Below are 18,218 nucleotides of genomic sequence, written 5' to 3' on the forward strand. Positions count from 1 at the left end.
GCTGATGGAGAAGTCGCTTCTCGCCCGGTATCTCGCGCGAAGGCTCGCGCTGCTGGCCACGACCCTGTGGGGGGTCGTCACCATCGTCTTCCTCCTGATCAAGGCGATCCCGGGCGACGAGGCGCAGGCCGCCGCCGGCGTCACGGCCACCCCCGAGCAGGTGGAGGTCGTGCGCCAGCGGCTGGGCCTGGACGAGTCGGTCCTCCACCAGTACGTCAGCTATCTGGGACGGCTGCTCCACGGCGACCTCGGCACGTCCATCTTCACCTTCCAGCCGGTGCTGGGCGACCTGCAGCAGCTCATCCCCTACACCATGGAGCTGGTCGGGCTCGCGATGGTCATCAACCTGACCTGCGGCGTCCCCCTCGGTGTGTGGGCCGCGGCCCGGCACCGGACCCGCACCGACAACGCGGTGCGGCTCACCGCGATCTTCTGCGGGGCGCTGCCGACCTTCTGGCTGGCCATGATCGCGCAGACGACGATCGGACGGCAGCTCGGTGCGGTGCCGATCTCCGGGGTCTCGACGCTCGGCGTCGAGGTGCCGCGCCGCACCGGCTTCCTCACCGTCGACAGCCTGCTCGCCGGGGACCTCGCGGCGTTCTCCGACGCGCTCGCGCACCTCGTCCTGCCCGCGGCGGTGCTCGCGATCCCGTTCATGTCGTTCGTCATCCGCGTCGTGCGGGGCTCGATGGTGACCGCGCTCGAGGCCGACCACGTGACGGCGGCGCGGGCCAAGGGCGCGCGGGAGCGCACCGTCCTCCTGCAGCACGGCCTCCGCAACTCCGTCGCGCCGGTCACCACACTGATCGGCCTGCAGGTCGGCTGGATGATGGGCGGCGCGGTGATGGTGGAGACCGTCTTCAGCCGCCCGGGATTCGGCAGCTACCTGACCCAGGCGGTCGCGCAGAAGGACACCTTCGCGGTCATCGGCATGGTGCTCGTCGTCGGCGTGATCGTCACCTTCGTCGGCCTCGTCGTCGACCTCGTCCAGCTCGCCGCGGACCCCCGGGTCCGCCTCCTCGAGACCCGGAGGGCCACCGCATGACCACCGTCGCCACCACCCACGCCGTGCCGCGGGTGCGCCGTACACGCCGCCGGCTCCCGTGGCTGGACCGGATCGCCTACGGCACCGTGGTGCTGCTCCTCGGGCTCGCGATCCTCGGGCCGCTGCTCACTCCGCACGACCCGTACGCCGTCGACCTCGGCCAGGCGCTCCAGGCGCCGTCCGGCGGCCACCTGCTCGGCACCGACGGCCTCGGCCGCGACGTGCTGAGCCGGGCGCTGGCAGGTGCCCGGTCCTCGATCCTCGGAGCGCTCCTGGCCGTCGCCGGCGCCGCCGCGATCGGCATCCTGGTGGCCTGCGTCGCGACGATCGGCGGCCGCTGGGTCGACGACGTCGTGATGCGCTTCTGCGACATCACCCTGTCGCTGCCCGTCATGGTCATGGCGCTCGGCGTCGCCGTCGCCCTCGGCCCGAGCCTGCGCTCGGCGGTCATCGCGATGGTCGTGGCCTGGTGGCCCGGCTTCGCCCGCATCGCCAGGGCCGAGATGCGCACGGTGATCACCTCGCCCTATGTCGAGGCCGCCCGCGTCCTCGGTGCCAGCCGGTGGCGGGTGATGCTGCGTCACGTCCTGCCCAACTCGCTCGACGGCGTCTACGTGCAGGCCACCTTGGAGATCGGCGGCGCCACGCTGATCATGGCCGGCCTGTCCTTCGTCGGTGCCGGCGCACAGCCGCCGAGCGCCGAATGGGGCGCCATGGTCGAGACCGGTGCCCGCTATCTCACCAGCGCCTGGTGGATCTCGGTGGTCCCCGGCCTGCTGATCACCCTCACCGCGCTGGCCTTCGCGATCAGCGGCGACTCCCTGCGCACCCGCAACCACCCCGACGCGGCCCTGACATGAAAGGTCTCGACATCGTGAGCCTCAACGTGGAGGTACCCGTCCCGGCAACGGGCGAGGACCTCGCACCCCGTCCCCTCCTCGAGGTGAGGGACCTGACGGTCAGCTACCCCGGCATCGGCGGTCCGGTGGAGATCGTCTCCGGCTTCGACCTGACCGTCGCCCGGGGCGAGCGGGTGGCCCTCGTCGGCGAGTCCGGATCGGGCAAGTCCGTGACGGCCCGCGCCCTGCTCCGCCTCGACCACCGGGCGTCGGTCAGCGGCCGGGTGCTCCTCGACGGCACCGACCTGCTCGCCCTCGGCGACGCGGAGATGCGGGCCCGTCGCGGCAGCCGGATCGGGCTGATGCTGCAGGACCCGATGACCACGCTCAACCCGGTGCGGACCATCGGCAGCCAGGTCATGGAGTCGCTGCGCGTCCACGGGATCGGCCGGGCAGAGGCCCGGCGCCGCTCGGTCGAGACCCTCGACAAGCTGGGCATCCCGGACGCCGCGCGCCGGATGCGGGCCTATCCGCACGAGTTCTCGGGCGGCATGCGCCAGCGGGTCTGCCTCGCGATGGCGATCGTGGCCCATCCGGACCTGCTGATCGCCGACGAGCCGACCACCGCGCTCGACGTCCGGGTGCAGGAGCAGGTGCTCTCCCTCATCGACTCGCTCGTCGCCGAGCTCGGCATGGGCGTCGTGCTGATCACCCACGACCTCGGCCTCGTCGCCGGCTTCGCCGACCGGGTCGCCGTGATGTACGCCGGCCGCGGCGTCGAGACCGGTCCGGTCAGCGAGCTCTACCGAACGCCGCGCCACCCCTACACGTCCGGGCTGCTCGCCTCCGTGCCTCGCGTCGACCGGGACGGCGCCCTCGCCCCGATCGCCGGCAGCCCCGCGCAGCCGACGTCGCGACCCGGTGGCTGCGCCTTCCACCCGCGCTGCGCGCGGGCCGAGGCGGACTGCACCCGGGACCGTCCGGAGGTCCGCCCCATCGGCGGCGCCGACGTCGCCTGTCACCACCCGCTCGCGATGGCGGGGGAGGGGGCCCGATGAGCGGGCCGATCCTGGCGGCGCGCGGCCTGACCAAGTCCTTCGGGCCACGCCGGGACGCGCGACGCGTGGTCGACGACGTGAGCTTCAGCGTCGGGCCGGGGGCGATCCTCGGCATCGTCGGCGAGTCCGGCAGCGGCAAGTCGACGACGCTGCGCTGCGTCGTCGGCCTGGAGCGGGCCGACGCGGGCGAGGTCCTCTTCGACGGCGTGCCGCTCGCCGGCGCGGACCGCGAGATGCGGCGCAGCTTCCGCCGCGACGTCCAGATGGTCTTCCAGGACCCGTACTCCAGCCTGAACCCCCGGATGACCGTCGAGACGATCGTCGGCGAGGGGCTGGACATCCACCGCGCGGCCGCCTCGAAGCAGGGTCGTCGCGACCGCGTGGTCGAGGTGCTCGAGCTCGTCGGCCTGGACGCCACGATCCTGGAGCGCTTCCCGCGGTCGTTCTCGGGTGGCCAGCGGCAGCGGATCGCGATCGCCCGGGCGCTCGCCGTCGGACCGCGCGTGCTGGTCTGCGACGAGCCGGTCTCGGCCCTCGACGTCTCGGTCCAGGCGCAGGTCGTCAACCTGCTGCTCGACATGCAGCAGCAGCTGGGCCTCGCGGTCGTCTTCGTCGCGCACGACCTCGCACTGGTGCGCCACCTGTGCCACGAGGTGATGGTGATGCAGCACGGTGTCGTGGTGGAGGACGGCGCGTGCGCCGACGTCTTCGACCGGCCCCGGCACGACTACACCAAGAGCCTGCTCGCCGCGATCCCGATCCCCGACCCCGAGCGCGACCGGGCCCGCCGCGCTGCCGCGGCCGTGGACCGGAGGTCGGCATGAGTGCCCCGGTGGGCGCCGACGTCAAGCTGCCCTCGCCGCACCGCGCCCTCAAGGGCGCCGTCGACGCGCCCTGGCAGCAGGTGCTCGCGGACACCGCGGCGCAGGGGCTGGACGGTGTCCTGCTCCGCACGCTCTACGAGCTCTCGCCCACCCTCGACGCGGGGTTGCTGCGCGAGGTCGCCGACACGGCCGCCGGGCTCGGCCTCTACCTCGAGCTCGGCGTCGGCAAGGTCAACCCGTACATGACCGCGGAGCTGCCGGAGATCCGCAGGCTCGGCGACGGCAGCTACCTGGCCGGCATGGAGCGGATGATCGAGGCCGCGGCCGCGATCGGCTGCCACGAGCTGTGGACCGCAACCGGCAACTTCCAGGCCGGGCTGCCGGGACTCCACAAGAACGACCGCTACCGGCGCGACGCCCCGTGGACCGACCAGCTGGCGGCGACGGAGCGGCTGCTCGCCCGGCTCGCCCCGGTCCTGCGGGCGTGCGGTTCGCACCTCAACCTCGAGACCCACGAGGAGATCACCACGCTTGACGTGGTGCGCCTGGTCGAGGCGGTCGGGCCCGACGTCATCGGGATCACCTTCGACAGCGGGAACGTCTACGTGCACGGCGAGACCGCCGAGGCGGCAGCCCGTCGCGTGGCGCCGTACACCCGGATGTGCCACCTGCGCGACGTCGCGATCGTCCCGGGGCCGGATGCCCCCGACCGCTATCTCGTCCCCTGCGGCGAGGGCGTGATTGACTGGGCCGCGGTGCTCGGCGTCCTGCTCGAGGCCCGGCCCGGTCTCCATCTCACGGTCGAGCCGGCCGGTCCGCACCAGCCGGCCATGCAGATCTGGTCCGACGACCCGCGCTGGCGGGCCGCGCATCCGGACCTGGATCCCCACGAGCTTGGCGCGGTCCTCGACTGCGTCGGTGCCTATGAGCACCACGTCCGCTCATTCGACCGACCCGACGCAGCGACGCTGCGGGCGGGCGGGCTGTTCATGCGGGAGGACTTCCTCCGCCGAAGTGCCGGGCACCTCCGCAGCGTGACCGCTGCCGGAGACCACACCCCACCCATGAAGGAGTACATCCGATGAGCACGACCGCGAACGCCACGCAGGCGGACCTCGCCGGGCTCAAGAGCGCCGTCGACTGCCCCGTGATCCTGCCCGGCGAGCGGCACTACGACCTGGAGCGGCACGTCTGGAACGCCGACATCGACCGCAGCCCGGCGGCGGTCGTCCTGTGCCGGACCGCCCAGGACGTGTCCAGGGCGTTGACCTGGTCGCTCGCGAACGGTCACGAGGTCACCGTCCGCGGCGGAGGGCACAACCTCGCCGGCACCGCCGTCATCGACGGTGCGGTGCTGCTCGACACGGGCCCGATGAAGGACGTCAGCTTCGACCACGAGACCGGGACGGTCACGGCCGGTGCCGGCTGCCGGCTGGGCGACCTCGACCGCGCGTGCGCCGAGCACGGCGTCGTCGTACCGGCGGGCACGGTGTCGCACACCGGCGTCGCCGGGCTGACCCTCGGCGGCGGGACCGGCTATCTGTCGCGGATGTACGGGCTCACCACCGACCACGTCGTCGAGGTGGAGTTCGTCGTCGCCGACGGCCGGATCCTCACCGTCAACGAGAACGAGCACCCGGAGCTGTTCTGGGCGGTGCGCGGCGCGGGCCACAACTACGGCATCGCGACCAAGTTCACCTTCCGCTACACGCCGTTCACGATGAAGGCCAACGTGCGCCAGGCGTTCTACGTCGGCGAGGACCGCAAGCGCGTCCTGCAGCACTTCCGCGACTGGAGCTACGACGCCGAGGACAACGTCGTCACCTATGCCCGGACCGTGGAGGTGCCGGACTTCTGGACCGTCGTGCCCGCGAAGTACCGCGGCAGCCAGGTCGTCTCGGTCGCCACCATCCACTGGGGCGACGCCGAGGAGGGCCGCCGGCTCACCGACGACATGATGGGCGCGGGATCGCCGGTCTGGCAGACCGAGTACCAGCTGCCGCACGTCGAGCTCCAAGGTGCGTGCGACGACGACTTCCGGTACGGCGTGCGCCGCTACTGGAAGAACAGCATGCTCAACGAGTTCCCCGACGAGGCGATCGAGACCGTGCTCAAGTGGTCGGACGCGTATCCCGGCCGACCGCTGCAGGCCCGCTCGACGATCGCGCCCCACTTCGCGTGTCCCTACCAGCTCTACCCTCGCGGCGGACAGGCGGCGCGGGTCGACCCGATGGCGACCTCGACCAGCGACCGCACCTCGGCGAGGTTCATGGCGAGCGCGGGTGCCGAGTGGGAGTTCCCGTCGGAGGCGCCGGAGCTGATGGACTGGGTGTCGGCGTTCGACGCGGAGATGGACCCCTACAAGAACGGCACCTACATCAACTTCACCAGCGTGGCCGGCGACGAGTCGGCCGCCCGCTACGCCTACGGCGACAAGTACGACCGGCTGGTGGCCGTGAAGCGGGAGTACGACCCGCACAACGTGTTCCGCCGCGGTCTCGTGGACCTGTCGGACCACACGGACGACGCGGACGACGCGGACAGCGCAGGTGGGGGAACCGCCGATGCCGGTGCCTGAGCCGGCCTTCCGGATCGGGACCGACAGCTCGAAGTTCCCCGCTCCCGAGGGCACCGACGCGGCCTGGCTGCTGGAGCGTGCGGCGAAGGTCGGCCTGGAGGGTGTCTTCTTCAGGTCCGCCCTCGAGCTCAGTCCCACCCTGGACGTCGGTGAGCTCGCCGCCCTGCGTCAACAGGCCGACGACCTCGACCTGTACCTCGAGGTCGGGGCCGCGAAGATCAACCCCTTCGCGGCCCCGGAGGCGCCGGAGATCCGGGCCCTCGGCGACGGCGACTACCTGTTCGGCATCGAGCGGATCGTGGCGGCCTGCGCGGCCGCGGGAATCCACGAGATCTGGGCGGCCACCGCGAACTACAAGTTCGACCTGGCCGGCCGGCTCGCCTGCGACCGGTACCGCACCGACGTCACCTGGCACGACCAGCTGAGGGCGACCGCGAAGGTGATGGCCGAGCTCGCTCCCGTCCTGCGCGCGCACGGCTCGCACCTCAACATCGAGACGCACGAGGAGATCACGACCTTCGAGCTGGTCCGGCTCGTGGAGGAGGGTGGGCCGGACGCGTTCGGGATCACCTTCGACACCGCGAACGTGCTGATCCGCGGCGAGGATCCGGTCGCGGCCGCGCACCGGGTGGCGCCGTACACGCGGCAGACGCATGTGCGCGACGGCGCGCTCTTCTTCACCGACCAGGGGCTGTGCCGGGTGCTGGCGCCCTGCGGGCAGGGCGTCATCGACTGGTCGGCGCTGCTGTCGGCGCTCCTCGTGGCGCCCCGCCGGGCGTTGTCCATCGAGGGGATCATGGGCCGCCGCTTCCAGCTGCCGATCCCGATCCACGACCCGCTGTGGCACGCCGGGCAGCCGGACATGACCACCGTGGAGCTGGCGGAGCTGGTCCGGCTCGCCCGCGGGTACGAGGCGGCGGTCGCCCGCGGCGAGCGCCGCACGCTCGCCTCCCTGGCCGAGCCGGCCGACGACGCCGAGCGCCAGCAGTTCGTGCTCGACAGCGTCGCCCACCTGCGCGCCGCCGCCGCGCGGATCGGGGCGGGCCCGGAGTGACGCGCCGGCTACTGCCGCGCGGCCAGGATCGAGTCCTCCAGGCGCTGCAGCAGCGCGGCGAGCTGGTCGGCGTCGGCGTCGTCGACGCCGGCCAGCAGCCGGTGCTCGTTGTCGAGGTGCGCGGCGATGGCCTCGTCGATGAGGGCCAGGCCCTCGGGGGTGAGCTGGGAGTGGACCACCCGTCGGTCCTGGGTGTCCCGGATGCGCGTGATCAGCCCGGCCTGCTCCAGCTTGTCGAGCCGGAAGGTGATGCCGGCCGAGGAGAGCAGCGACTCGGCGGCCAGCTCGGTGCCGGTCATCCGGTACGGCGCGCCCGCCCGCCGCAGCGCCGCGAGCACGTCGAAGGACGCCGGGTTGAGCCCGAAGTCCTCGAAGCACTTCGTGATGACCGCCTGGTAGCGCAGGTAGACCCGGTGCACGCGACCGAAGAGCGCGATCGGCGACGGGTCGAGGTCGGGGCGTTGCTCGCGCCACTGCTGGACGAACCGGTCGACGTCGGAGAGAGCGGAGCCGGCGGAGTCGTCGGGGACGTCAGCGTCCTGGTGAGCCATGACGGGGATGCTAGCGACGCCTCGCCGACTTCTTCTAGGCAACATGCTTGACAGTTAGTATCTAAGCACTTAAAGATTAAGTCCTGAGAGAAAAAGGAGGCGGACATGGAACAGCCCGTCGTACGACTGCACTCGCTGCGGTCGGTCCAGCTCGGCGTCCCGGACGTCGCCGCGTGCAGCGACTTCTACTCCGAGGTGTGGGGGCTGTCGGTCGTCGAGCGCGACACCGACGACGCCTGGCTGCGCGGCACGGGCCCGCAGCACCACGTGCTCCAGCTCAGCCGCTCCGAGCGCAACGCGCTGGGGCGGATCAGCTTCGCCGTCCGGACGCCCGCCGAGGTCGACGCGGCGGCGCGCCGGCTCGTGGCCCAGGGCGTTCCGCTGCTGCGCGAGCCCGGGCCGCTCGACGACGCCGGCGCCGGCTACGGCCTGGTGCTCGTCGACCCCGAGGGCCGCCGGATCGAGCTCAGCTGCGACGTCCACTCCGTGACGCCGCGGAGCAGGGACATCCCGGTCCCGATCGGCGTGACCCACGTGGTGCTCAACACCGTCGACATCGACCGTGCGGTCGCGTTCTACACCCAGGTCCTGGGCATGCGGGTCTCCGACTGGTCGGAGCACCAGATGGCGTTCCTGCGCTGCAACACCGATCACCACAGCATCGCCTTCAACCAGGCCGCGTGGACGTCGGTCAACCACGTCGCCTACGAGATGGCCTCGATGGACCATTTCATGCGCGGCATCGGCTCGCTCAAGCACCACGGCATCACGCCGCTGTGGGGGCCGGGTCGGCACGGTCCGGGCAACAACACCTTCTCCTACTTCGCCGACCCCGCCGGACTGGTGTGCGAGTACACCTCCGACGTCGCGCAGATCGTCGAGGACCAGTGGCTGTGCCGCGTCTGGCGCCGGGTGCCGGAGCTCTCCGACCTCTGGGGGACCGCCGGGCCGCCCTCGACGGACGTGCGCTCGCACATGGCCGGCGTGGAGGACCGCGGTGCCCTCGACGCACCCGCGCCGGTGACCGTGCCGGTGACCGCGCCATGAGCCGGACCGCGGAAGGGCCGGTGCGGGTCGTCGTCATCGGTGGTGGCGCGATCGGCGCCAGCGTGGTGGCGAGCCTCCTGCGGGGGGACCTGCCGGGCGTCGTACCCGTCGCGGTCGTGGACGGGCAGCCCGTCGGCGACCTCGGCGTGCCGCAGCTGCGACTGGACGCGGCTCTCGACCTGGCCGATGTGGTCGTCGAGTGCGCCGGGCAGGCGGTCGTCGCCCAACGTGCCGTCGACATCCTCGAGCGCGGGATCGACCTGCTCATCACCTCGGTGGGCGCCCTCGCCGACGCCGACCTGGCGACCGCGATCCGTGTCGCCGGTCCCGGCCGGTTCCTGCTGACGGCGGGGGCGATCGGCGGCCTCGACATCCTCTCCTCGGCCGCCGCCCAGGGACCGCTCACCCGGGTCGAGGTGACCACCACCAAGCTCCCCACCACCCTGGTGCAGCCGTGGATGGACGACCACGACGCCGACCTGCTGCGCGTCGCGACCGAGCCGGTCGAGGTGTTCCGCGGCAATGCCCGTGAGGCGACCCGGCTGTTCCCGCGCTCGCTCAACGTCGCCGCGACGCTGGGCTGGGTCGCCGGCGACTTCGACCTCGTCGACGTGCGGCTGGTCGCCGACCCCGCCGCGGAGCTGACCTGCCACCGGGTGGTGGCCGAGGGCGTCGCCGGCCGCTACACGTTCGAGATCCAGAACCTGCCGTCGCCGGACAACCCGCGCACCAGCGGCGTCGTCCCGCATGCCGTGCTCCGCTCCCTGGCCGCCCTGGTCGGTCGTCCGAGCGGAGTGATCTAGGTGGTCCTCGCGTTCCGCCGGGCCGGCACGGGTGCGCCGACGCTCCTGTTGCACGGCATCGGGTCGTCCTCGCTCGCCTTCGTGCCCCAGCTCTCCGCGCTCGCCGACGAGCTGCGGATGGTTGCGTGGGACGCACCCGGCTATGCCGCGTCGTCCGACCTGGCGGCGCCCCTCGACCTCGACGGGTACGTCGAGCAGGTCGCGGCGCTCGCCCAGGACCAGTTCGGCGACGAGCCGGTGCACCTCGTCGGTGTCTCGTGGGGTGGCGTGCTCGCCCTGCGCACCGCGGCCACGCGTCCCACGCTGGTCCGCAGCCTCACCGTCCTCGGCGCCAGCCTCGGCTCGGGTGCCGACCCGGCACGCGCGGCGCAGATGCGCGAGCGGGCCGGCGAGCTGGTCCGGCTCGGCAACGACGAGTTCGCGCGACGGCGTGGCCCCAGGCTCCTCGCGCCCGACGCCGATCCCGGGCTCGTCGCACAGGCCGTCGCCACGATGGCCGCCGCCGTCCGCCCGGCGGGCTATGCGTCCGCCGCCGAGGTGATGGCGGCCGCCGACCTGTCCGCGGACCTGCACCGGATCACCGCCCCCACCCTCGTCCTGGCCGGCGCCGCCGACCGGGTGACCGGGCCCGAGCGGGCCCGAGAGATCGCGGACCGGATCCCGGGAGCGGCCCTGGCGCTGATCCCGGGAGCCGGTCACCTCGCCAACCAGGAGCGCCCCGCCCTGGTGAACGCGTGGCTGCGCGGGTTCACCCGCGCAGCCGACCTCCTGGCCGCCGCACTGCCCGGTGACCTCGAGCCCACCGCACGCATCCATGCCGTGCCCATCCAAGAAAGGGAAGATCCGATGACCCTGCACTACGACGACGCCGACCTGGCGGAGTTCACCGACTCGCTCATCCTCACCCAGGCCAGCCGGCACGAGGACTGGGACACCCTGGGCTTCCAGGCCAAGGCCGGAGACCAGTTCCGCCGCGCCCAGATCCGCTACGTCGGCTCCGGCGCGACCGGCAACCACGAGACCGACCGCCGGACCATCGCGTCCCGGGGCTTCACCTTCTCCAACATGCTGCTGCCGTCGGGCGCCGAGGGCCCCGAGCACACGCACCACGACGCGGAGGAGGCATTCTTCGTGCTCGAGGGCGAGGTCGAGGTCGGCATCCACCGGGACGGACAGGTGGTCAAGCGGACCCTCGGCTACCGCGACATGATCGTGGTCCCGGCCGGCGTGCCGCGCAGCCTGAAGAACAACGGCGACAAGGACGCGCTGTTCTGCGTGATCATCGGCGCCCAGAAGCCGCAGGTGCCGACCTACCCCGAGACGTCGGCGATGCACGGCGTGACCCGGGACTGAGCGACGTGGACCTGGAGCTGCGCGGCCGCACCTACCTCGTCACCGGGGGCAGCTCGGGGGTGGGACTCGCCACCGTCGAGCTGCTCCTGGGCGAGGGTGCGCGTGTCGTCACCTGCGGTCGCCGGGCTGCCGCGCTCGACAGCGCGGCGGCGGGATTGGCCGCGTCGCTCGGGTCCGCTGAGCTGTCGGGCAGCCTGCTCGCCCGGGCGTGCGACGTACGCGATGCCGATGCCGTCGCCGCCCTCGTCGCCGAGGCCGGTCAGGTCTTCGGCGGCATCGACGGTGTGGTCAACAACGCCGGCCAGTCCCGGATGGCCGGGCTGGCGGAGGTGCGCACCGCCGACTTCCTGGACGAGCTGGACCTGAAGTTCAGCAGTGTGCTCAACGTGCTCGACGCCGCGCTGCCCTGGCTGGACAGGTCGTCGGCCGCCGCGGTCGTCAACGTCAACGCGGTGCTGGCCAAGCAGCCCGAACCGCGGTTGGTGACCACCTCCGCCGCGCGCGCCGGCCTGCTCAACCTGACCAAGTCGATGTCGATGGAGTACGCCGCCCGCGGCGTGCGGGTGAACTCCGTGTGCCTGGGCCTCGTCGACACCGGCCAGTGGCGCCGCCGCTACGAGGGCTCCGGCGACGACCGGGACTACGCCGCCTGGGAGCGGGAGATCGCCGCCGACCGCGGCATCGCGCTCGGGCGCTTCGGCCGGGCGGAGGAGGTCGCCTCGGCGATCGCCTTCCTGCTCTCGCCGCGCTCGTCGTACGTCACCGGCGCGGCCCTCGACGTCTGCGGCGGCGTCGCCCGCGGCCTGTTCTGACCACCCACACGAGGAGAGACCATGACCAGCCCGGACCGCACCGGCGGCGACCTGCTCGTCGACCTGCTGCGCCGCCATGACGTCGACACCGTCTTCGGCATCGTCAGCGTCCACAACCTGCCCCTGGTCGAGGCGGTCGCCCGGGACCTGAGGTTCGTGCCGGTCCGCCACGAGGCGAGCGCGGTCAACGCGGCCGACGGCTATGGCCGGGCCCGCGGTGGCCTGGGCTGCGCGCTCACGAGCACCGGGACCGGCGCCGGCAACGCGGCGGGCTCACTCGTGGAGTCGCTCAGCGCCGGCACCTCCGTGCTGCACGTGACCGGGCAGGTGGACACGCCCCATCTCGGCTCGGGGCGCGGGTTCATCCACGAGACCAAGGACCAGCTCGGCATGCTGACCGCGGTCTCCAAGCACGCGGTCACCGTCCCGGACGCCGCCTCCGCCGGCGCGGTGCTGCAGGAGGCGGTGGAGCGGGCCCTCGCCCGCCCCGGGGGACCCGCCAGCGTGGAGTGGCCGATCGACCTCCAGTACGCCGTGCCCGGCGCGCTGCCCGCCCCGGCCGAGCCCGCGGCGGCGCCGGCCGCCGACCCGGTGCGGATCGCCCGGGTGGTCAGCCTCCTGCGGGCCAGCGAGCGCCCCGCGATCTGGGCCGGCGGGGGTGTCGCCGAGGCGGGGGAGCAGCTGCGTCGGCTGGTCGAGCTCACCGGAGCCGCGCTGTTCACCAGCAACTCCGGGCGGGGCGCCGTCCCCGAGGACCACGAGCTCTGCGTCGGCAACTACGCCACGACGCCGGCAGGACGGGCGCTGCTGGGCGATGCCGACCTGCTGCTGAGCATCGGCACGCACTTCCGGTCCAACGAGACCGGCGACTACGCGCTCGTCGTACCGGACACGCACGTGCAGGTCGACCTGGACCCGGCCGCGCTCGGCCGGGTCTACCCCGCCACGCTGGGCGTCGTCGGCGATGCCGCGACCTTCCTGGATGCGGTGCTCGACGGCCTGGTCGCCGCCGAGGTGGAGCCGCGCGCGGCCTGGGCGGAGCGGGTCCGGGTCACCCGGGCCACGGTCCGCGAGACCCAGCGCGCGGGACTGGGGGAGCACGCCGCGTTCGCGGACGCGCTGCGCAAGGTGCTGCCGCGCGACGCGGTCGTCGCTCGCGATGTCACCATCGCGTCGAGCTCCTGGGGCAACCGGCTGCTCGAGATGTACGACCCCCGTAGCAACGTCTTCCCGCGCGGCGGCGGCATCGGCCAGGGCCTGGGCATGGCGATCGGCGCCGCTCTCGCCCGGCCGGACCGGCCGACGGTCGGGATCGTCGGCGACGGCGGCCTGGCGGTCCATCTCGGGGAGCTGACCACGCTGGCGCAGGAGGCGCCCTGGCTGGTCCTCGTCGTCTTCAACGACGGCGGCTACGGCGTCCTGCGCAACATGCAGGAGTCGCTGGGCAGTCCGCGCTCCGGCGTCGACCTGCTCACCCCGGACTACGCGACGCTGTGCCGCTCGCTCGGCCTGCCGCACCTGCGGATCGCCGAGCCCGGCGCCGTTGCGGCGACCCTCGGGAGTGCCGTCGCCCGCGGCGGTCCGGTCGTCGTCGAGGTCGACCTGGCGGCGTACCCGCCGATGCCCCGCCCCTTCACCCCGCCCGTCCACGTGCCCGGAGCCCCGTCATGACCGATCTGCTCAGCGCCGACCCGGCGACCCGCCTCGCCCCCAAGGGGCGGATCCTCGTGGGCGGCGCATGGGTGACGGGCTCCGGCGAGGACATCGTCGCCACCGACCCCGCCGACGGCAGCACGGTCGCGACCCTGGCCGGCGCGACGCCGGCCGACGTCGAGGTCGCCGTACGCCGTGGCGAGGCGGCGCGCTCGGCGGCGGCCTGGCGCGCGATGCTCCCGCACCAGCGGGCCCGCCACCTGTCCCGCGTCGCCGACCTGATCGAGACCCGCAGCGAGCAGCTGGCCGTGCTGCAGAGCCGCGACAACGGCAAGCCGATCGCCGAGACCCGGACCCTGGTCGCGAGCGCTGCCGGGACGTTCCGCTACGTCGCGGCCCTGCTGGAGACCCAGGAGGGCGCGATCCCGCCCTCGCGCGGTGACCACCTGGCGTTCTCGGTACACGAGCCGATCGGCGTGGTCGGGGCGATCACCCCGTGGAACAGCCCGATCGCCTCGGACGCCCAGAAGGTCGCCCCGGCACTCGCCGCCGGCAACGCCGTGATCCTCAAGCCCGCCGCCTGGACGCCGCTGCTCGCCCTGGAGCTCGGCGCGCTGCTGCTCGAGGCCGGCCTGCCCGAGGGGCTGGTCAGCGTGCTGCCGGGCCCCGGCCGCACCGTCGGCCAGGCACTGGTCGAGCACCCCGGCGTCGGCCACCTCTCCTTCACGGGCGGCACCGACACCGGCCGCGAGCTGGCCGCCACGGCCGCCCGGCTGCTGAAGACGACCTCTCTCGAGCTCGGCGGGAAGTCGCCGACCATCGTGCTCCCGGACGCCGACCTCGACGTCGCGGTCAACGGCATCCTGTTCGGGATCTTCAGCTCCCAGGGCCAGTCCTGCATCGCCGGCTCCCGCCTGTTCGTCCACGACAGCGTGTACGACGAGGTGGTGGCCCGCGTGGCCGAGCGCGCCGACGCGCTGCGGGTCGGCCACCCGCGGGCCGCCGGCACCCAGCTCGGTCCGCTCATCACGCCCGCGCACCGCGACTCCGTCGAGCGGTTCATCGCCGACGGGCTCGCCGCCGGGGGCACCCTCCGGGCCGGCGGCGTGCGGCCCTCCGACCCGGACCTGCGGGCCGGCAGCTATCTGCGGCCCACCGTGATCGACGGCCTCCCGGCCGACGCGCGGATCGTGCGGGACGAGATCTTCGGCCCGGTGCTCGTCGCCCTGCGCTGGCGCGACGAGGAGGAGCTGGTCGCGGCGGCCAACGACACGACCTACGGGCTGGCGTGCGGCATCTGGACCCGCGACTTCGCCCGGGCGTGGCGGATCGCCCGGGCCATCGACGCCGGCACGGTCTGGGTCAACACCTACAAGCAGCTGTCGATCGCGACGCCGTTCGGCGGAGTGAAGGACAGTGGCTCCTCCCGCGAGAAGGGGCTCGGCGCGATCCGCGCCTACCAACGGCAGAAGAGCATCTACCTCGGGACGTCCGGGCCAATCGCCTGGGCCGACTGAACCGACCGGCTGACAGAGCAGACCGGGCTGACTGAGCTGACTGAGAGAGGCGAAGAGACATGAGCGTGCACGTGGGCATCGTCGGGGGCGGCATCGGCGGCCTGGCCGCCGCCATCGGCCTCCGCGCGCAGGGGGTCGAGGTGACCGTCTTCGAGCAGGCACCCGAGTTCGGCCGCGTCGGCGCGGACATCAACCTGACCCCCAACGCGGTCCGGGCCCTCGACGGCCTGGGCGCAGGAGTCGGTGCGGCGATCCGGGACTCGGCCGCGCGGCCGTCGTACCGGATCAGCCGGACCTGGGACACGGGGGAGGAGACGTCGCGGTTGGAGATGGGTGCCGCCGCCGAGCAGAAGTACGCCGCGCCCCAGCTGACCATCCACCGCGCCGACCTCCTGGCGGCCCTCGAGACCGCACTTCCGGACGACGTGATCCGCCTCGGGCAACGGCTGACCGCCCTCGAGCAGACCCCCGGTGAGCCGGTGCGCCTCGGCTTCGACGGCGGCGTGACGGCCGAGGTCGACGTCGCGGTCGGCGCGGACGGCATCCACTCCAGCGTCCGCTCGGAGCTCTTCGGCAAGGAGAGCCCGGAGTTCACCGGGGTCGTCGCGTTCCGCGCGGTCGTCCCGTCCGACCGGCTCGACGTCCCCAACCTGGACGCGTTCACGAAGTGGTGGGGACCCGACGCCGAGACGCAGATCGTCACCTTCCCGCTCAACCGCGGGCGGGACACGTTCATCTTCGCGACCACCCCGCAGGAGTCGTGGACCGAGGAGTCCTGGACGACGCCGGGCGACGTGGTCGAGCTGCGGGCGATGTACGAGCGGTTCCACCCGGAGGCACGCGCGCTGCTGGCGGCGTGTGACTCGGTGCTGAAGTCCGCGCTCTACGTCCGGGACCCGCTGCCGCAGTGGTCCCTCGGCCGGGCCACCCTGCTCGGCGACGCGGCGCACCCGATGATGCCGTTCATGGCCCAGGGCGCGGCCATGTCCATCGAGGACGCGGTCGTGCTCACCCGGACGCTCACGCTGGGCGGACCCGACGTCGAGCAGGCGCTCAAGGCCTACGAGTCCGCGCGCCTGCCCCGCGCCAGCCGGATCCAGATCGGCTCACGCGGCAACACCTGGCTGAAGTCGAGTGCGGACGCCGACTGGGTCTACGCCTACGACGCCTGGACCACCGACCTGGCCTGAACCCACTGCCGAGGCGTCGCGGCCTCCCGGTCAGGAGACCGGTGTCACGGGACCCGGATGGCGCTGCGCCGTCCGGGTCTTCGGCGTCTCCGGCGGACGCGCCCGGGCCGCGGACCAGTGGGCCGGGAGCGACCGGGGCGACCGGGGGCGGGCCCGGGCCGGCGAGATCGGCATCACCTTCGTCAGCGATCGTACTAGTACTAAGATACTTGCAACCAAAGTATCTCGCGCGACTCGGAGTCGCCGTGTGAAGGAGCGCTCGCGATGTCAGACCAGAGCCGCCCGCGTCGGGGGCGTCCCGCCGCAGTCGAGCCGGACGAGGTCGACGCGATCCTCGCGGACTGGGCGGTCCAGCGGCCCTCCCTGGAGTCCTCGCCGATCGGGGTCTTCGGCCGGATCAGCCGGATCAACACGGTGCAGCGCTCCATCCTGCGCGACGTCGACGATCGCTACGGCCTGACGCTGGCGTCCTTCGACGTCCTGGCCAACCTCCGGCGCTCCGGGCCGCCCCATCGCAAGACGGCCGGCCAGCTGGCGGAGTCCTCCCTCCTCACGACGGGGGGCATCACGCTGCGCCTGGACAAGGCGGAGGCCGACGGCCTGGTCCGGCGGGTCCGGTCCGAGGAGGACCGCCGGGTCGTGCATGCCGAGCTCACCGACCGCGGCCGCGAGCTCATCGACAAGGTCGTCGACGCCCACGTGAGCACGGAGCGCGAGATGCTCGCCGAGCTCAGCGACGACGACGTCGAGGTGCTGTGCGACCTGTTGCGCTCGCTGGGCAGGTCGCTGCAGGCCCACACGCGACGAGCCGGCCGGTCACCTGAGTGACCGGCCGGCTCGGCCGTGCTGGCCGGGTCTCCGAGGGTCGGGCCCTCGGCGACCCGGCTCAGCCCTGCGGGAGGTGCGCGTTGGTGAAGAAGGTGCTCACGTCCTTGCCTTCGGGGACGTCCGTGTGGGCGACGAGGAAGTCGTAGCCGCTGCGGAAGAGATCCTCGGAGATGGCGCCGACCGGCGAGCCGTCCGCCGGTGCCGTGAACAGCTCGCTCACCAGCGCGAACTCCTTCTCGGCACCGCTGGCCGGATAGGCGGAGTTGGCCTTGGTGAAGGCGGCGACCGCCGCGTCCGGGTCCTCCATCGCGGCCTCCTTGGCGCAGGCCGTGGCCGCGACGAACCGGTCGACGAGGTCGGGGTCCTTCTCGATCAGCGCGTCGCTGGTGATGATGACGTCGCCGGGCAGGTTCACCCCGTGGTCGGCGTACAGCAGGGGCTCGGACTCCAGGCCCTTCTCGGACAGGTTGGCCGCCATGAAGCTGAGGCCGAGCATGGCGTCCACCTTGCGCTGGAGGATGGCGGTCATCTTCACCTGGATGTTCATGTTGACCATCTCGACCCGGTCCTCGGCGAGGTCGTTGACCTCGGCCAGGGCCGGGAAGAGCGTGCTGGGCGAGTCGCCCGCCGTGAAGGCGAGCTTCTTCCCCTCGAGGTCGGAGAGGTCGGTGATGTCGCTGTCGCGGGGGACCAGCACCGACAGCGGGCTGATGTCGAGGTACGACATCACGGCCTTGACCTCCGCCCCCTTCGCGGCGAGCCCGATCATCGTCGACGGGTCCGCCTGGCCGAACTCGTCCGCGCCGCTGGCGACGGTCTGGACGGTCGAGCTCGATCCCTTGCCCTCGGCGAGGTCGAGCTCGATGTCCTGGTCGGCGAAGCAGCCGCGCTCGATGCCGAGGAAGTACGGGGCCTCCTTGGCGGTCAAGATGGCGCCGAGGCGCAGGGTCACCTTGTCGGTCGAGGCGTCCGCGCCGTCGCCGGAGCCCCCACCGCATGCGCTGAGCGCACAGGTGAGGACGGCGGCGCCCGCGACGGTGGCGATCGTACGTGTCATGAGTGTCGT

Annotated in this window: 17 protein-coding genes; 15 read left to right on the forward strand and 2 right to left on the reverse strand. The window is 72.8% G+C overall.

Features of this window, described 5'->3' with window-relative positions:
* Nucleotides 1–4 precede the first annotated feature (4 nt).
* Genes KVF89_RS24470 through KVF89_RS24500 form a run of 7 tightly spaced genes read left to right on the forward strand, consistent with a single transcriptional unit; the run spans nucleotide 5 to nucleotide 7,398 of the window.
* On the forward strand, nucleotides 5–1,045 hold the full coding sequence (locus KVF89_RS24470; RefSeq protein ID WP_257429422.1) for an ABC transporter permease: 1,041 nt from the start codon (nucleotides 5–7) through the stop codon (nucleotides 1,043–1,045).
* Nucleotides 1,042–1,905, forward strand: coding sequence for an ABC transporter permease (locus KVF89_RS24475; protein ID WP_257429424.1), 864 nt, complete (start codon nucleotides 1,042–1,044; stop codon nucleotides 1,903–1,905). The genes KVF89_RS24470 and KVF89_RS24475 overlap by 4 nt, the downstream gene beginning before the upstream one ends.
* Nucleotides 1,906–1,919: 14 nt before the next feature.
* Nucleotides 1,920–2,942, forward strand: a complete 1,023-nt coding sequence (locus KVF89_RS24480) for an ABC transporter ATP-binding protein (protein WP_257429425.1) — start codon at nucleotides 1,920–1,922, stop codon at nucleotides 2,940–2,942.
* The gene (locus tag KVF89_RS24485; RefSeq protein ID WP_257429427.1) at nucleotides 2,939–3,766 is read left to right on the forward strand and encodes an ATP-binding cassette domain-containing protein; all 828 of its coding nucleotides are present in this window, start codon (nucleotides 2,939–2,941) and stop codon (nucleotides 3,764–3,766) included. Before KVF89_RS24480 ends, KVF89_RS24485 begins: the two co-directional genes overlap by 4 nt.
* Nucleotides 3,763–4,851 (forward strand): sugar phosphate isomerase/epimerase family protein, encoded by a 1,089-nt coding sequence (locus KVF89_RS24490; RefSeq protein ID WP_257429429.1) that lies wholly within the window; start codon nucleotides 3,763–3,765, stop codon nucleotides 4,849–4,851. The genes KVF89_RS24485 and KVF89_RS24490 overlap by 4 nt, the downstream gene beginning before the upstream one ends.
* On the forward strand, nucleotides 4,848–6,344 hold the full coding sequence (locus KVF89_RS24495; RefSeq protein ID WP_257429432.1) for an FAD-binding oxidoreductase: 1,497 nt from the start codon (nucleotides 4,848–4,850) through the stop codon (nucleotides 6,342–6,344). Before KVF89_RS24490 ends, KVF89_RS24495 begins: the two co-directional genes overlap by 4 nt.
* A complete protein-coding gene (locus KVF89_RS24500) occupies nucleotides 6,331–7,398 on the forward strand; it encodes a sugar phosphate isomerase/epimerase family protein (RefSeq protein WP_257429434.1) in 1,068 nt (355 codons plus the stop codon). The genes KVF89_RS24495 and KVF89_RS24500 overlap by 14 nt, the downstream gene beginning before the upstream one ends.
* Nucleotides 7,399–7,406: 8 nt before the next feature.
* Here KVF89_RS24500 and KVF89_RS24505 read toward each other — a convergent pair whose 3' ends face one another.
* Complete coding sequence (locus KVF89_RS24505; RefSeq protein WP_257429436.1) at nucleotides 7,407–7,949, reverse strand: MarR family winged helix-turn-helix transcriptional regulator; 543 nt, start codon at nucleotides 7,947–7,949, stop codon at nucleotides 7,407–7,409.
* Between the two features lie 105 nt (nucleotides 7,950–8,054).
* Here KVF89_RS24505 and KVF89_RS24510 point away from each other — a divergent pair, with 105 nt between their 5' ends.
* The 8 genes from KVF89_RS24510 to KVF89_RS24545 all read left to right on the forward strand — a co-directional run bounded on the left by KVF89_RS24510 (nucleotide 8,055) and on the right by KVF89_RS24545 (nucleotide 17,152).
* Nucleotides 8,055–8,996 (forward strand): VOC family protein, encoded by a 942-nt coding sequence (locus tag KVF89_RS24510; protein WP_257429438.1) that lies wholly within the window; start codon nucleotides 8,055–8,057, stop codon nucleotides 8,994–8,996.
* A complete protein-coding gene (locus tag KVF89_RS24515) occupies nucleotides 8,993–9,799 on the forward strand; it encodes an aspartate dehydrogenase domain-containing protein (RefSeq protein ID WP_257429440.1) in 807 nt (268 codons plus the stop codon). The genes KVF89_RS24510 and KVF89_RS24515 overlap by 4 nt, the downstream gene beginning before the upstream one ends.
* Nucleotides 9,800–11,152 (forward strand): alpha/beta fold hydrolase, encoded by a 1,353-nt coding sequence (locus KVF89_RS24520; protein ID WP_257429441.1) that lies wholly within the window; start codon nucleotides 9,800–9,802, stop codon nucleotides 11,150–11,152. It abuts the gene before it with no gap.
* 5 nt (nucleotides 11,153–11,157) lie between these two features.
* Nucleotides 11,158–11,964: an SDR family oxidoreductase gene (locus KVF89_RS24525; protein WP_257429444.1), complete on the forward strand. Its 807-nt coding sequence runs from the start codon at nucleotides 11,158–11,160 to the stop codon at nucleotides 11,962–11,964.
* Between the two features lie 21 nt (nucleotides 11,965–11,985).
* The gene (locus tag KVF89_RS24530; protein WP_257429446.1) at nucleotides 11,986–13,635 is read left to right on the forward strand and encodes a thiamine pyrophosphate-binding protein; all 1,650 of its coding nucleotides are present in this window, start codon (nucleotides 11,986–11,988) and stop codon (nucleotides 13,633–13,635) included.
* Nucleotides 13,632–15,134: an aldehyde dehydrogenase gene (locus tag KVF89_RS24535; RefSeq protein ID WP_257429447.1), complete on the forward strand. Its 1,503-nt coding sequence runs from the start codon at nucleotides 13,632–13,634 to the stop codon at nucleotides 15,132–15,134. The genes KVF89_RS24530 and KVF89_RS24535 overlap by 4 nt, the downstream gene beginning before the upstream one ends.
* A gap of 59 nt (nucleotides 15,135–15,193) precedes the next feature.
* Complete coding sequence (locus tag KVF89_RS24540) at nucleotides 15,194–16,324, forward strand: FAD-dependent monooxygenase (protein ID WP_257429449.1); 1,131 nt, start codon at nucleotides 15,194–15,196, stop codon at nucleotides 16,322–16,324.
* Between the two features lie 264 nt (nucleotides 16,325–16,588).
* Nucleotides 16,589–17,152, forward strand: coding sequence for a MarR family winged helix-turn-helix transcriptional regulator (locus KVF89_RS24545; protein ID WP_257429451.1), 564 nt, complete (start codon nucleotides 16,589–16,591; stop codon nucleotides 17,150–17,152).
* 58 nt (nucleotides 17,153–17,210) lie between these two features.
* On the opposite strand, the gene KVF89_RS24550 is transcribed toward KVF89_RS24545, so the two are convergent.
* Nucleotides 17,211–18,209 (reverse strand): ABC transporter substrate-binding protein, encoded by a 999-nt coding sequence (locus tag KVF89_RS24550; protein ID WP_257429452.1) that lies wholly within the window; start codon nucleotides 18,207–18,209, stop codon nucleotides 17,211–17,213.
* Between the last annotated feature and the right edge of the window lie 9 nt (nucleotides 18,210–18,218).

Origin of the sequence: Nocardioides carbamazepini, assembly GCF_024614185.1 — a bacterium.
GTDB lineage: Bacteria > Actinomycetota > Actinomycetes > Propionibacteriales > Nocardioidaceae > Nocardioides > Nocardioides carbamazepini.

What these genes read in the sequence shown, in the direction of transcription:
- KVF89_RS24470 (WP_257429422.1), top strand. Translation starts at nt 5, where the DNA reads ATGGAGAAGTCGCTTCTCGCCCGGTATCTCGCGCGAAGGCTCGCGCTG.
- KVF89_RS24475 (WP_257429424.1), top strand. Translation starts at nt 1,042, where the DNA reads ATGACCACCGTCGCCACCACCCACGCCGTGCCGCGGGTGCGCCGTACA.
- KVF89_RS24485 (WP_257429427.1), top strand. Translation starts at nt 2,939, where the DNA reads ATGAGCGGGCCGATCCTGGCGGCGCGCGGCCTGACCAAGTCCTTCGGG.
- KVF89_RS24490 (WP_257429429.1), top strand. Translation starts at nt 3,763, where the DNA reads ATGAGTGCCCCGGTGGGCGCCGACGTCAAGCTGCCCTCGCCGCACCGC.
- KVF89_RS24495 (WP_257429432.1), top strand. Translation starts at nt 4,848, where the DNA reads ATGAGCACGACCGCGAACGCCACGCAGGCGGACCTCGCCGGGCTCAAG.
- KVF89_RS24500 (WP_257429434.1), top strand. Translation starts at nt 6,331, where the DNA reads ATGCCGGTGCCTGAGCCGGCCTTCCGGATCGGGACCGACAGCTCGAAG.
- KVF89_RS24505 (WP_257429436.1), bottom strand. Translation starts at nt 7,949, where the DNA reads ATGGCTCACCAGGACGCTGACGTCCCCGACGACTCCGCCGGCTCCGCT.
- KVF89_RS24510 (WP_257429438.1), top strand. Translation starts at nt 8,055, where the DNA reads ATGGAACAGCCCGTCGTACGACTGCACTCGCTGCGGTCGGTCCAGCTC.
- KVF89_RS24515 (WP_257429440.1), top strand. Translation starts at nt 8,993, where the DNA reads ATGAGCCGGACCGCGGAAGGGCCGGTGCGGGTCGTCGTCATCGGTGGT.
- KVF89_RS24530 (WP_257429446.1), top strand. Translation starts at nt 11,986, where the DNA reads ATGACCAGCCCGGACCGCACCGGCGGCGACCTGCTCGTCGACCTGCTG.
- KVF89_RS24535 (WP_257429447.1), top strand. Translation starts at nt 13,632, where the DNA reads ATGACCGATCTGCTCAGCGCCGACCCGGCGACCCGCCTCGCCCCCAAG.
- KVF89_RS24540 (WP_257429449.1), top strand. Translation starts at nt 15,194, where the DNA reads ATGAGCGTGCACGTGGGCATCGTCGGGGGCGGCATCGGCGGCCTGGCC.
- KVF89_RS24545 (WP_257429451.1), top strand. Translation starts at nt 16,589, where the DNA reads ATGTCAGACCAGAGCCGCCCGCGTCGGGGGCGTCCCGCCGCAGTCGAG.
- KVF89_RS24550 (WP_257429452.1), bottom strand. Translation starts at nt 18,209, where the DNA reads ATGACACGTACGATCGCCACCGTCGCGGGCGCCGCCGTCCTCACCTGT.